We start from the raw sequence: 13,399 nt of genomic DNA, 5'->3' as shown, positions 1-13,399 counted from the left end.
GCCCCTTCGGGCGCGATCGCGTCGGGCCCGGTCGTCCGGGTCGCCCGCGGCAACAGCATGACCATCGTTCCGGTGGGGGGGAAGTAAGATGCGTACGAGCATGACAGGGATGCGGGCGTCGCTCGGCTGGTCGTTCGCCGCGGTGCTCGCCGCGGCAGGTACCGCGCCCTCCGCGCCGGCCATCGCGCAGGCGCAGGTCTCGGCCGCTCCCGCTGGGCTGGTTCAGGTCAATACCGGGCGTGGCCGACTGGTGACGCTGTCGCGGCCGATGAGCGACCTGTTTGTCGCCGACGACACGATCGCCGACGTCCAGGTCCGCTCGCCGACCCAGCTCTACATCTTCGGCAAGAAGACCGGCGAGACGACGATCTCGGCGACCGCCAAGGGCGGCGCGATCGTCTACAGCTCGACGGTACGAGTCGGCAATAATCTCGATTCGGTCCAGCAGATGCTCGGGCTGGCGATGCCCGATGCGCAGGTCGTCGCGACGCCGATGAACGGGCTGGTCCTGCTCACCGGCACGGTCGCCGCGCCCGAGGATGCAGCGGAGGCCGAACGGCTGGTCCAGGCCTTCGTCGGCGATGCGACCAAGGTCCTGTCGCGGCTCAAGACCGCGACGCCGCTCCAGGTCAACCTGCAGGTCCGCGTCGCCGAGGTTTCGCGCAGCTTCGTCAAGACGATCGGCGTCAACCTGACCAGCCGCGGGTCGGGCAATTTCCTCTTTAACATCGCGCAGGGGCGGCAAGGCACCATCACCACGGTCCCCGGCGTCGTCGGGGTTCCCGGCGCGGCGATCGACGCGAACGGCGCGGTGCCCGGCAACACGCTGTTCGGCTTCCCTGCCAAGTCCACCACCGGCTCCACGATCGGGATGGCCGGGCGCCTGCTCGGGCTCGACCTGCTCGCGGCGATCGACCTTGGCGAGCAGACCGGACAGGTCTCCACGCTCGCCAACCCGAACCTCACCGCGCTGTCGGGCGAGACCGGGACGTTCCTCGCGGGCGGCGAAGTGCCGATCCCGATCGCGCAGGCGCTGGGCACGGTGTCGGTCGAGTATAAGCAATATGGCGTCAGCCTCGCCTACACCCCGACCGTGCTCTCGGACGGTCGCATCTCGTTGCGCGTCCGCCCCGAAGTGTCGCAGCTCGATTATTCCAACGCGGTCACGCTGAACGGCACGCGGGTGCCGGGGCTGACGACGCGGCGGACCGAGACGACGGTCGAGCTCGGCTCGGGCCAGAGCATGATGATCAGCGGGCTGCTGTCGAACAACCACAACAACACCTACGACAAGACGCCGGGGCTCGCGAGCCTGCCGATCATCGGCGCGCTGTTCCGCTCCAACAGCTTCCAGCGCAACGAGACCGAACTGGTGGTGATCATCACCCCCTATCTGGTCAAGCCGGTCAACAACCCGGCGGACATCGCGCTGCCCACCGACGGCTACAAGGCACCGACCGATGCCGGCCGGGTCCTGCTCGGCGATCTCGGCGGCGGAACGACGGGCGGGCGCCGGCCGGTGCCGAGCGTCGCGCCGATGGGCTATGCCAACCCCGCGATCGGCGCTGCCGCGCCGATCGGCCCCATGCCGACTCGCGACCCGCAGCAGCCGGCCATCCAGACGGGCACCAAGCCGAAGACGAGCAAGGGCGCCGCACCGATGCCCGGCTTCTCCAACTGATCCCGCGCCGCGCCATGTTTCAAGGACTTCGCACGATGACGAAACACCCGATCCTGCTGCTATCGCTCGGATCTGCGCTGCTGCTCGGCGGCTGTATGGGAACCGAGAATCGCGGTCTCGAATCGGTCCACCAGCCGGTCGTGAGCCGCGCCAATTATGCGCTCGACCTCGGCACCGCCGGCGGCACGCTGGCGCAGGGCGAGGCGCGGCGGCTGGCGGGCTGGATGACGACGATGCGGGTCGGCTATGGCGACCGCGTCGCGATCGACGATCCTGCGGGCGAAGCACCGATGGCGCGCGCGGAGATCGCCGACGTCGTCGCGGGCTATGGCCTGTTGCTGTCCCCCGACACCCCGGTCACGCAGCGCCGGTCAGCCCCGGCGCGATCCGGATCGTCGTCACGCGGATGCGCGCCGATGTCCCCGGCTGCCCCGACTGGTCGCGCGACGCGAGCATCGACATCGCCAGCCACACCTCGTCCAACTATGGGTGCGCGATGAACCGCAACCTCGCGGCGATGGTCGCGCGGCCCGAGGATCTCGTCCGCGGCTCCGGCGACGCCGAGACCTATGACCCGGCCTCCTCGTTCAAGGCGATCGATGTGTATCGCCGCGCGGTGCCGACCGGCGCAAACAACGCGCTGCGGTCCGAAACCGCAGGGGGCAAGTGATGAACGCACCCTGGAAGCCCGCAGGCATCGCGCACCGCGAACCCTTCGCCGCCTATGTCTGCGACGAGGCGACCGCCGAGGCGCTGCGCCCGATCGCGGCCGAGCTCGGCTGGTCGGTCGACAAGGTCAGCAAGGGCGGACTGCGCAACGCGATCCAGTCGCTGTCAGTGTCCGCCAGCCCGCAGATCCTGTTCGTCGACCTCGCCGAATCGGGCGATCCGCTCAACGACATCAACGCCCTGGCCGAAGTGTGCGAGCCCGGCACGGTGGTGATCGCGGCAGGCCAGGTGAACGATGTCCGGCTGTACCGCGATCTCGTCGCCAGCGGGATCCAGGACTATCTGCTCAAGCCGCTGCACCCCGACATGCTGCGCGAGGCGTTCGGCCATGCGCAGGCGATGCTCAGCGCGCCCAAACATGTCGAACATGCCCCGGCGCGTCCGCAATGCTCGATCGCGATCATCGGCACGCGCGGCGGCGTCGGCGCATCGACGATCGCGACGTCGGTCGCCTGGCTGATCGCGGAGAAGGAACAGCGCGCGACCGCGCTGCTCGATCTCGACGTGCATTTCGGCACCGGCGCGCTGTCGCTCGATCTCGAGCCGGGCCGCGGACTGACCGATGCGATCGAGAATCCGAGCCGGATCGACGGGCTGTTCATCGAGCGCGCGATGGTCAAGGCGTCGGAGAAGCTGTCGGTGCTGAGCGCGGAGGCGCCGATCAACGCGCCGCTGATGACCGACGGCGCCGCCTTCTACCAGCTGCAGGAGGAGATGTGTGCGGCGTTCGACTGCACCATCGTCGACCTGCCGCGCGGCATGCTGGTCCAGCATCCTCATCTGATCAGCGAGGTCCACCTCGCAGTGCTCATCACCGACCTGACGCTGGCGGCGGCGCGCGACACGATCCGCCTGCTGTCATGGATGAAGTCCAACGCGCCGAAGACCCGGGTACTCGTGCTCGCCAACCGGATGCATGCCGGCGGCCAGCTCGAGATCAGTCGCAAGGATTTCGAGGGCTCGATCGAGCGGCGGATCGATCATGTCGTGGTGTTCGACCAGAAGCTCGCGGCGCAGGCCGCCAAGCTCGGCAAGCCGATCGTCGAGGCCGGCAAGACGTCGAAGAGATCGTACCGATCGTCGCGCTCGTCACCGAACTGATGGTCGCGGTCGATGCCACCGGCACGGAGGCGGCGAGCGCCAAGACGCCCCGCCGGTCGGGCGGCGTCTCGCTGCTCGGCAAGTTCAGCGACCTGAAGGGGCTGATGGCCAAGCGGGCGGTCAAGTCGTGACGCCGCGCCGGCCGCGGATGCACGCCGATCGGCCACGGAAGGCCTAGGCGGCGATGGACATGCTTCCCGTCATCATGGTCGCGCTGGGCGGCTGCACCGTGCTCGGCCTGCTGGTGTTCGCCTTTGCCGGTCCCTCCACCGGGCGCGCGCAGACACGCCGGGTCGCGTCGCTGCGTCTGCGCCACGGCGACGGCGTCGCCATGCCCGAGGCGCAGATGCGCCGGATCGCGATGGCGGGCGACACGCGGATGGATCTGGCGGTCGGGCGGTTCCTGCCCAACCGTGCCGAGCTTGCCAAGCGGCTGGCGATGACCGGCAAGGACTGGACCGTCGGACAATATGGCATGGCGACCGCGGGGCTGACGCTGGTCGTTGCGTTCCTGATGCTGGTGCGTGGCATGCCGATCTTCCTCGCGCTGTTCGTCGGCCTGTTCGTCGGCATCGGCATCCCGCATCTGGTGGTCGGCAAGGTCCTCAAGCGCCGGGTAGCCAAGTTCACACAGAAGTTTCCCGACGCGATCGAGCTGCTGGTGCGCGGCTTGCGCTCCGGTCTGCCGATCAGCGAGACGATCGGCGTCGTCGGCGCCGAGGTCGACGGTCCGGTCGGCGAGGAATTCCGATCGGTCAGCGACAAGATGAAGATCGGCCGGACGATGGACGTCGCGCTGCAGGAGACCGCGGACCGGCTCGGCACGCCCGAATTCCAGTTCTTCGTCATCACCATCGCGATCCAGCGCGAGACCGGCGGCAATCTGGCCGAGACGCTCGCCAATCTCGCCCACGTATTGCGGATGCGCGCGCAGATGAAGCTGAAGATCAAGGCGATGTCGTCCGAGTCCAAGGCGTCGGCCTATATCATCGGCGCGCTGCCGTTCATCGTGTTCGGGCTGATCTGGTTCATCAACGGGACGTACATGCAGAAGTTCTTCATCGACGAGCGGCTGATGGTGATCGGCATGGGCGGGCTGTGCTGGATGGCGATCGGGTCGTTCATCATGTCCAAGATGATCAGCTTCGAGATTTAGGAGCAGGATGATGGGTGAGACCGCCGGACCTATGCTGCTCGGATTCGACGTCCTGTGGGTCGCGACGATCCTGTCGGGAGTCGCCGCCTTCGCGGTGATGGTGGCGATCTATGCCGCCACCACGGTCAGCGATCCGATGGCCAAGCGGGTCAAGGCGCTCAACGATCGTCGTGAACAGTTGAAAGCGGGCATCACGGCGTCGACCAAGCGGCGCGCCAAGCTCGTGCAGCGCCACGATGCCGCCGACCGTATGCGCGGCTGGCTGTCGTCGATGAAGGTCTTGCAGGACAGCCAGGTCAAGGCGGTCCAGGTCAAGCTGGCGCAGGCGGGGATCCGGTCGAAGGAATGGGCGCCCGCGGTGATCTTCGGCCGGCTCGTCCTGCCGATCGTGATCGGCGGCGCGATGGTCATCTGGGTCTATGGCACGGACGGCTTCGCGACGTGGAGCCCGCTCAAGAAATACGGTCTCGTCGCGGTCAGCTTCATCCTCAGCTACAAGGCCCCCGACCTGTATCTCGACAACAAGATCACCAAGCGCACCGATGCGATCCGCAAGGGCCTGCCCGACGCGCTCGACCTGCTGGTGATCTGTGCGGAGGCGGGGCTGACGATCGATGCGGCGTTCCACCGCGTCGCGCGCGAACTCGGCCGTGCCTATCCCGAACTGGGCGAGGAATTCACGCTGACCGCGATCGAACTGGGCTTCCTGACCGACCGGCGCAGCGCGTTCGAGAATCTCGCCGGCCGGGTCAAGCTCGACGCGGTGAAGGGCGTCGTCACGACCATGGTCCAGACCGAAAAATACGGCACCCCCCTCGCCTCGGCACTCCGCGTGCTGTCGAACGAATTTCGCAACGAACGGATGATGCGCGCCGAGGAAAAGGCCGCGCGGCTGCCGGCGATCATGACCGTGCCGCTAATCCTGTTCATCCTGCCCGTGCTGTTCGTCGTCATCCTCGGGCCCGCGGCCTGTTCGATCTCGGATGCGTTGCTCAAGAGCTGAGGCAACCCCAGCCGCAGCGGTTCGTTGAGCCCCCGTAACAGGAGGGTTTTCACGATGCCGTTGTTTTCCACACCGACGCAGTTCGCCGCACTGGGGCTGGTCCTGATCGCGGGCTGGTTGCTGGGCCTCGCCAGCCATCCCGGCGGCAAGAAGTGGAAGGCGCGCTATCTTGCCGAGCGCGATGCGCATGGCGCGACCCGCAAGGAGACCGACCTGCGCGCGAGTGCCGCCGAACAGCGTGCGGTCGAGGCGGAGCACGAGAATGCGCGGCTGGTGAAGGCGGCAGCGGCAGCGCCGGTGGCGGCCCCAATGGCAGCGCCCGTCGCACGGACGACGGCGGCGCCGGTCTCTCGGGATCGGGATGTGGCCTATTCGGACGGCTATGCAACGGGGCGGCCGGGCTATGCGACCGACGGCACCAAGCGCGGCTGGTTCGACTTCAACCAGCGTCGGTGAGGGTTCGGGGGGCGCCGTCCCCCCCAAAACTTTGTTCTCCCGCGAGGCGGGAGCCCATTCTGGATCTCCGCCTTCGCGGGGAAACACTCTTTTGCACTACCCCGGCGGAGGCCGGGGCCCAGTTGGGAATGTTTGGTAACTGTGGAGGGTCCCTAGTTACTCTGGACATTCCACCTGGGCCCCGGCCTCCGCCGGGGTGGTTGGTTACTGCTTGTTCAGCGCCGCCTGCGCCGCCGCGAGCCGCGCGATCGGCACGCGGTACGGGCTGGCCGAGACGTAATCGAGGCCGACCTTCTCGCAGAACGCGATGCTCGCCGGGTCGCCGCCATGCTCGCCGCAGATGCCGAGCTTGATGCCCGAGCGCGTCTTGCGGCCACGCTCTGCGGCGATCTCGATCAGTTCACCGACACCCTCGACGTCGATGCTGACGAACGGGTCCTTCGCATAGATGCCCTGTTCGACATAGGCGCCGAGGAACCGCGCCGCGTCGTCGCGGCTGACGCCCAGCGTCGTCTGCGTCAGGTCGTTGGTGCCGAACGAGAAGAATTCGCCGACTTCCGCGATCTCGCCTGCGCGCAGCGCGGCGCGGGGCAGCTCGATCATCGTGCCGACCAGATATTCGATCGTCCGGCCCTTGTCGGCGAACACCGCCTGCGCCGCCTTGTCGACGACCGCCTTCATCAGCTCCAGCTCGCGGCGGGTCGCCACCAGCGGGATCATGACCTCGGGGATCGGGGCCGCGCCAGACTTCTCCGCGACGTCGACCGCCGCCTCGAAGATCGCACGCGCCTGCATCTCGTAGATCTCGGGATAGGTCACGCCGAGACGGCAGCCGCGATGGCCGAGCATCGGGTTGAACTCGTGCAGCTCGGCCGCGCGACGCTTGAGCGTGTCGACGTCGATCCCGGCCGCGGTCGCGACTTCGGCGAATTCGGACTCCTCGTGCGGCAGGAATTCGTGGAGCGGCGGATCGAGCAGGCGGATCGTCACCGGCAGCCCGGCCATCACCTCGAGGATCTCGGTGAAGTCCTTGCGCTGTTCGGGCAGCAGCTTCTCGAGCGCGGCGCGGCGGCCCTTCTCGTCGCTCGCCAAGATCATCTGGCGGACGTTGGTGATGCGGCTGCTCTCGAAGAACATGTGCTCGGTGCGGCACAGCCCGACGCCTTCCGCGCCGAACTCGCGCGCGACCCGGCAATCCTCGGGCGTCTCGGCATTGGCGCGGACCTTGAGGCGACGAACCTCGTCCGCCCAGGTCATCAGCGTGCCGAAATCACCCGACAGCTCGGGCTGCACGGTCGCGACCGCGCCGATCATCACCTCGCCGGTGCTGCCGTCGATCGTGAGCAGGTCGCCCTCCTTCACCTCGCGGCCGCCGCAGCGCATGATCTTCGCCTTGGTGTCGATCGACAGCGTCCCCGCGCCCGAGACGCACGGGCGCCCCATGCCGCGTGCGACGACCGCCGCATGGCTGGTCATCCCGCCGCGTGCGGTCAGGATGCCGCGCGCGGCGTGCATCCCATGAATGTCGTCGGGCGAGGTTTCGGTCCGGACGAGGATCACCGCGACGCCGTCGGCGGCCTTCTTCTCCGCCGCATCCGCATCGAACACCACCGCGCCCGAGGCCGCGCCCGGCGAGGCGGGAAGCCCTTTGGTCAGCACGTCGCGCTTGGCATTGGGATCGAGCGTCGGGTGAAGGAGCTGGTCGAGCGCCATCGGCTCGACGCGCAGGATCGCTTCCTCGCGCGTGATCAGGCCCTCATTCGCCATGTCGACCGCGATCTTGAGCGCGGCCTTGGCGGTGCGCTTGCCCGCGCGCGTCTGGAGCATCCAGAGCTTGGTCTTCTCGACCGTGAACTCGATGTCCTGCATGTCGCGGTAATGGTTTTCGAGCGTGTCGAACACGCCCGCGAGCTGGCCGTACACCTCGGGCATCGCCTCTTCCATCGAGGCGGCCTTGGCGCCGGCGTCCTCGCGCGCGACCTTGGTCAGATATTGCGGGGTGCGGATGCCCGCGACGACGTCCTCGCCCTGCGCATTGATCAGGAACTCGCCGTAATAGGCGCGGTCGCCCTTCGACGGATCGCGCGTGAACGCGACGCCGGTCGCCGACGTGTCGCCCATGTTGCCGAACACCATCGCCTGGATGTTGACCGCGGTGCCCCAGCTGGCGGGAATGTCGTTGAGCCGGCGATAGACCTTCGCCCGCTCCGACTGCCACGAACCGAACACCGCGCCGACCGCGCCCCAGAGCTGGTCGTGGACGTCCTGCGGGAAGGGCTTGCCCCAGAGCTTTTCAACAAGGCCCTTATACTCGGTCACCAGCGCGCGCAGGTCGTCCGCGCTCAGCTCGGTGTCGAGCGTGAAGCCCTGGTCTTCCTTGGCGATCTCGAGCGCTTCCTCGAACGCGCCGTGATCGAGCTCGAGGACGACGTCGGCATACATCTGGATGAAGCGGCGATAGCTGTCCCACGCGAAGCGCGCGTCCTCGGCCTTGGCGGCAAGGCCCTCGACCGTCTCGTCGTTGAGCCCGAGGTTGAGGACGGTGTCCATCATCCCCGGCATCGAGGCGCGGGCACCCGAGCGGACCGAAACGAGCAGCGGGTCGGCGGCGTCGCCGAACACCTTGCCGGTCACGCCCTCGATATGCGCGAGGCCGGTCACGACCTCGTCGCGCAGGCCCTGCGGGAACTGGCCGCCCTCGTCATAATAGACCGCGCAGAAATCGGTCGAGATCGTGAAGCCCGGGGGCACCGGCAGGCCGATCGACGCCATCTCGGCGAGGTTCGCGCCCTTGCCGCCGAGCAGGTTCTTGTCGCCCTTGCCGCCGTCCGAAACACCGCCGCCGAAACGGTACACATATTGGGTCATCGCAGGTCCTCTAGGTGTTGTTGCGCGCAAGGCGGCAGAGATTGTCTTTGCAGGCGGGGCGGGTCAGCCCTCGATCTTCGAAAAGTCCGCGACGTTGTGCACTGCGGCGCGAATACGCTCAAGTAGCGCGAGACGGGCGGAGCGCTTGGCGGGATCGGGGTCGTTGACGATAACGCTATCAAAGAACGCATCGATCGGCGCCCGCAGCGATGCGAGCGCGGCCATCGCCGCGGCGAAATCTTCGCCCGCGATTGCTGCAGTTGCGCGGGGTTCGGCGGCGTCGAGCGCGGACTGGAGCGCGGCCTCTGCGGGTTCGGGCGCATACTGCTCCCTCTCACCTGCGCGGAGAGGGGGAGCAGAAGGGGCTTCCTTCTTCAGGATATTGGCGGCGCGCTTGTAACCGGCGAGCAGGTTCTTCCCGTCCTCGGTCGATATAAAATTCGCAAGCGCTTTGGCCCGCGCTTCGACCCGATCAATGCGGTCGTCGCTTCCAGTGCCCCAACCGGTGGAAGCTTGGACGTAATCATAGCGGATGCCGGCTTCGCGCAGCTGAACGCCGAGGCGATCATGCAGAAAGTCGGAGAGTACTATACCGAGCGCAGCATTCTCTTCCCCAGACCAGGCGCGAGCTGCCGCGTCGATCTTGAATTTGAGATTGGCCGTTTGAATCGTCCGCAAGACACCCAGAGCGGCCCTTCGCAAAGCGAACGGGTCTTTCGAGCCAGTTGGAAATAGCTTCACGGCAAAGAACGAGAATAGCGTATCCAGCTTGTCCGCCAGGCTGACCGCGACCGTCACCGGGTCAGTCGGGACATCATCGCCCTGCCCGACCGGCTTGTAATGGTCGCGGATCGCGGCGGCGACGGCGGGGTGCTCGCCCTGGGCTGCGGCGTAGTAGCCGCCCATCAGGCCCTGCAATTCGGGAAACTCGCCGACCATGCCGGTGACGAGATCCGCCTTGGCGAGACGCGCGGCGCGCTCGGCGAGGGTGGCGAGTTCCGCCCGGACCTCGGGCGCTTCTTCTGTTCCCCGGCGGAGGCCGGGGTCCAGGTGGGAAGGCTGTTGTGACGACGCGACGGCCTCAGCCAAGGCGCCGTCCCCAACTGGGCCCCGGCCTTCGCCGGGGAACGAAGAGGTAGCGGAGGACGAACTCGTACCCCCGACGATACCCTCTTCGACCAACCAGCGTGCGAGCTTGGCGACGCGGTCGACCTTGTCCGCCACCGTACCGAGCTTCTCGTGAAAGACGATCTTCTCGAGCTTATCCGCCTGCTCTTCGAGCGGCATCTTCAGGTCGGTGTCGTAGAAGAACTTCGCATCCGACAGACGCGCGGCGAGGACCTTGCGGTTGCCCTCGACGATCTTCGCGCCACCGTCGTGCGCAGCGATGTTAGCGGTACAGACGAACGCGTTCGCTAGGGTCCCGTCGGCGCTGCGGCAGACGAAATATTTCTGGTTCACGCGCGCGGTGAGCTGGATCACCTCGGGCGGCACGTCGAGAAACGCGGGATCGAACCGGCCGAGCAGCGGGATCGGCCATTCGGTGAGCCCGGCATTCTCGGCGACGAGGCCCTCGTCCTCGATCAGTTCGAGCCCGGCCTGCATCGCCGCCTCGCGCGCGTGATCGCGGATCAGCGTCGCGCGCTCGTCCTGGTCGACGATGACGTGGCAGGCGCGCAGCTTCTCGACATAGTCGTGCGCGCCGCCAATCGTGATCTGGTACGGATGGTGGAAGCGGTGGCCGAGCGTGGCAGCGCCGCTTGCGATGCCGGCGATCTCGAACGGCACGATCGTCTCGCCGAGCAGCGCGACGATGCCCTGCAGCGGGCGGACCCAGCGCAGCGATTCGGTGCTGGCGGAGGCATCGCCCCAGCGCATCGACTTGGGCCAGGGAAACGCGCGGACGATCGCGGGGATCGCCTCGGCAAGCACGTCCGCGGTGGCGCGGCCGGGCTTTTCGGTGACCGCGAAGAACGTGCCGCCGCGATCGACCAGCTGCTCGCGCGTGAGGCCGGTCTTGCGCAGGAACCCTTCGAGCGCCTGCGGGGGTGCCGACGTCTTGGGGCCCTTCACCTCTTCGGAGACGGCGGCGGTCTCGATCGGCAGGTCGCGTGCGATCAGCGCCAGGCGGCGCGGCGTCGCGTAAGTGACGATATCGCTGGTGGCGATCCCGGCCTTGGCGAGCTCGGCGCTGAACAGCCTGGCAAGGTCTTCACGCGCCTTCGCCTGCATGCGGGCGGGAATTTCTTCGGAGCGGAGCTCCAGGAGGAAGTCGGTCATTCGGGCTCACCGGTCGGAGCAAAAACACTCTGCGCTCTCTGCGCCTCTGCGCGAGATTCTGTTCGCGCAGAGGCGCAGAGGACGCGGAGAGAAGAAGAGATACAGCCTGCGGCACGAGGACGGGTCATGCCGCCCATCCGTGCTTGTCCATCCACGCAGCGCAGGAGCCTTTGGCGAGGTCGCGGACGCGGCCCATATAGGCCTGGCGTTCGGCGACCGAGATCACACCGCGCGCCTGCAGCAGGTTGAAGATGTGGCTGGCCTTGATCGCCTGCTCATAGGCCGGGATCGGCAGCTTGTGGCTCAAGCTGTTCTCGCATTCGGCGACATGCTTGCGGAACTGGTCGAACAGCGAGTCCGTGTCGGCGACCTCGAAGTTCCACTTCGACATCTCCTGCTCATTCTCCAGGAACACCTCGCCATAGGTGACCCCGGCGTCGTTGAACGCGAGGTCGTAGACGCTGTCCTTGTCCTGGATATACATCGCCAGCCGCTCGAGCCCGTAGGTCAGCTCACCCGCGACGGGCTTCATGTCGAAGCCGCCCATCTGCTGGAAATAGGTGAACTGCGTCACCTCCATGCCGTCGCACCAGACCTCCCAGCCGAGCCCCCCACGCGCCGAGCGTCGGGCTCTCCCAATCGTCCTCGACGAAGCGGATGTCGTGCTTGAGCATGTCGATGCCGATCGCCGCGAGCGACCCGAGGTACAGCTCCTGGAGGTTCGCGGGGGATGGCTTCAGGATCACCTGATACTGGTAATAATGCTGGAGCCGGTTGGGGTTCTCGCCGTAGCGGCCGTCGGTCGGCCGGCGACAGGGCTGGACGAACGCGGCATTCCACGGTTTCGGCCCGAGCGCGCGGAGCGTCGTTGCGGTGTGGAAGGTGCCCGCACCCATTTCCATGTCATAGGGCTGCAGGATCAGGCACCCGTGATCACTCCAATAGTCATGGAGCGTGAGGATCATGCGCTGGAAGCTAAGAGGCTTTTTCAGGGGCTGGGTCACGCGCGGGCTTTGGCGGATGGGGGTGCGCGAGGCAAGTGGTGCGTTGCGATCGCGCATCCTACATGGGGCCGACCAACGATGAGGATGCCCTCCCCTTGAAGCTGTTTTCCCGACTCGCGTCGCTCCGATCCGCCCCGCTGCGCTCGACGCTGTCCGCCATCGCGATGGCGTTCGCGCTGCCCGCCTGTGCACAGGTCGCGCCCAAACCCGCGCAGGCCGCCAACGATGCCGATCCCGCCCTGTGGGTGGTGAAGGACAAGGACACGACGATCTATCTGTTCGGGACGATCCATGTGCTGAAACCCGGCATGACGTGGTTCGACGAGGCGGTGAAGACCGCGTTCGACCGCTCGCAGCAGGTCGTACTCGAACTGGTCATGCCCGATCCCGCCAAGATGCAGACCCTGGTCATGGCAACCGGCGTGACCAAGGACGGGCCGACGTTGACCGAGCAGATCCCGGCGGACAAGCGCGCGGCCTATGCCAAGGCGGTGACCGATCTGGGGCTGCCGGCGAACGCGTTCGACCGGTTCCGGCCTTGGCTCGCGGCGACCAACCTGTCGATCGCGCCGCTGTCAAAGCTTGGCTATGACGCCGCGAACGGGCCCGAGCAGGTCATCACTGCCGCGGCCAAGGCGGCGGGCAAGCCGGTGACGGGGCTGGAGACGGCGGAGCAGCAGCTGGGCTATTTCGGCGGGCTGTCTCAACAGGCACAGCTGCAGTTCCTCGGCAGCACGATCGACGAACTCCCCAAGCTCGAGACGACGATGGCGACGATGGTCGACGAATGGGCGAAGGGCGATCCCGAGGCGCTCGCCAAGGAGATGAACGAAAGCCTGAAGGATTCGCCCGAGGTGGCGAAGGTCCTGCTGGTCGATCGCAATGCCCGATGGGCGGAGTGGGTCGCGAACCGGATGAAGTCGCCGGGGACGGTGTTCGTCGCGGTCGGCGCGGGGCATTTGGCGGGGCAGGACAGCGTTCAGGCGCAACTGGCGAAGCTCGGGGTGAAGGCGGAGCGGGTGCAGTATTGAGCGACCGAATCCCTCTCCCCTCGGGGAGAGGGAGGGAGGAGCCGCAGGCGACGGAAGGGTGAGGGCACGGCGTTTCGGGCACACCCGCCC

The 13,399-nt window shown here is 67.1% G+C and carries 9 protein-coding genes and 2 pseudogenes; 8 read left to right on the top strand and 3 right to left on the bottom strand.

All coding sequences use genetic code 11. The features are described from left to right. Positions 1–88: 88 nt before the first annotated feature. The 7 genes and pseudogenes from NI18_RS16320 to NI18_RS16295 all read left to right on the top strand — a co-directional run bounded on the left by NI18_RS16320 (position 89) and on the right by NI18_RS16295 (position 6,126). A complete protein-coding gene (locus tag NI18_RS16320) occupies positions 89–1,681 on the top strand; it encodes a type II and III secretion system protein family protein (protein WP_037531483.1) in 1,593 nt (530 codons plus the stop codon). 35 nt (positions 1,682–1,716) lie between these two features. Then, positions 1,717–2,181, top strand: a complete 465-nt coding sequence (locus NI18_RS16315) for a CpaD family pilus assembly lipoprotein (protein ID WP_347574873.1) — start codon at positions 1,717–1,719, stop codon at positions 2,179–2,181. After that, entirely contained in the window at positions 2,088–2,351 is a 264-nt protein-coding gene (locus tag NI18_RS28100; protein ID WP_347574872.1) for a CpaD family pilus assembly lipoprotein, read from the top strand. The genes NI18_RS16315 and NI18_RS28100 overlap by 94 nt, the downstream gene beginning before the upstream one ends. After that, positions 2,351–3,642 (top strand): annotated as a pseudogene (locus tag NI18_RS16310) (pilus assembly protein CpaE). Before NI18_RS28100 ends, NI18_RS16310 begins: the two are co-directional and overlap by 1 nt. 53 nt (positions 3,643–3,695) lie before the next feature. Next, positions 3,696–4,667, top strand: a complete 972-nt coding sequence (locus tag NI18_RS16305; RefSeq protein ID WP_031441588.1) for a type II secretion system F family protein — start codon at positions 3,696–3,698, stop codon at positions 4,665–4,667. A gap of 7 nt (positions 4,668–4,674) precedes the next feature. Next, positions 4,675–5,670: a type II secretion system F family protein gene (locus NI18_RS16300; RefSeq protein ID WP_166746147.1), complete on the top strand. Its 996-nt coding sequence runs from the start codon at positions 4,675–4,677 to the stop codon at positions 5,668–5,670. A gap of 54 nt (positions 5,671–5,724) precedes the next feature. Then, positions 5,725–6,126 (top strand): hypothetical protein, encoded by a 402-nt coding sequence (locus tag NI18_RS16295; protein ID WP_037531480.1) that lies wholly within the window; start codon positions 5,725–5,727, stop codon positions 6,124–6,126. 204 nt (positions 6,127–6,330) lie between these two features. Here the strand turns inward: NI18_RS16295 and ppdK are convergent, their stop codons facing one another. From ppdK to NI18_RS16280, 3 genes and pseudogenes are all read right to left on the bottom strand, one after another. Further along, positions 6,331–8,994, bottom strand: coding sequence for a pyruvate, phosphate dikinase (gene ppdK, locus NI18_RS16290; protein WP_037531477.1), 2,664 nt, complete (start codon positions 8,992–8,994; stop codon positions 6,331–6,333). A 63-nt stretch (positions 8,995–9,057) separates the two neighbouring features. Beyond that, on the bottom strand, positions 9,058–11,274 hold the full coding sequence (glyS, locus tag NI18_RS16285) for a glycine--tRNA ligase subunit beta (protein WP_037531474.1): 2,217 nt from the start codon (positions 11,272–11,274) through the stop codon (positions 9,058–9,060). 124 nt (positions 11,275–11,398) lie between these two features. Further along, a pseudogene (locus NI18_RS16280) lies at positions 11,399–12,239 on the bottom strand (glycine--tRNA ligase subunit alpha). A 134-nt stretch (positions 12,240–12,373) separates the two neighbouring features. Between NI18_RS16280 and NI18_RS16275 the strand changes: the two are divergent. Continuing rightward, positions 12,374–13,309: a TraB/GumN family protein gene (locus NI18_RS16275; protein ID WP_342211154.1), complete on the top strand. Its 936-nt coding sequence runs from the start codon at positions 12,374–12,376 to the stop codon at positions 13,307–13,309. Positions 13,310–13,399 lie beyond the last annotated feature (90 nt).

The organism is Sphingomonas sp. Ant20 (genome assembly GCF_000783375.1).
GTDB lineage: Bacteria > Pseudomonadota > Alphaproteobacteria > Sphingomonadales > Sphingomonadaceae > Sphingomonas > Sphingomonas aerolata.
This window is presented reverse-complemented; position numbering and strand designations above follow the sequence as displayed.

Excerpts from the sequence above, each read along its gene's own strand:
- NI18_RS16300 (WP_166746147.1), top strand. The coding sequence starts at position 4,675 with ATGATGGGTGAGACCGCCGGACCTATGCTGCTCGGATTCGACGTCCTG.
- NI18_RS16315 (WP_347574873.1), top strand. The coding sequence starts at position 1,717 with ATGACGAAACACCCGATCCTGCTGCTATCGCTCGGATCTGCGCTGCTG.
- NI18_RS16295 (WP_037531480.1), top strand. The coding sequence starts at position 5,725 with ATGCCGTTGTTTTCCACACCGACGCAGTTCGCCGCACTGGGGCTGGTC.
- ppdK (WP_037531477.1), bottom strand. The coding sequence starts at position 8,994 with ATGACCCAATATGTGTACCGTTTCGGCGGCGGTGTTTCGGACGGCGGC.
- NI18_RS16305 (WP_031441588.1), top strand. The coding sequence starts at position 3,696 with ATGGACATGCTTCCCGTCATCATGGTCGCGCTGGGCGGCTGCACCGTG.
- NI18_RS16320 (WP_037531483.1), top strand. The coding sequence starts at position 89 with ATGCGTACGAGCATGACAGGGATGCGGGCGTCGCTCGGCTGGTCGTTC.
- NI18_RS28100 (WP_347574872.1), top strand. The coding sequence starts at position 2,088 with ATGCGCGCCGATGTCCCCGGCTGCCCCGACTGGTCGCGCGACGCGAGC.
- glyS (WP_037531474.1), bottom strand. The coding sequence starts at position 11,274 with ATGACCGACTTCCTCCTGGAGCTCCGCTCCGAAGAAATTCCCGCCCGC.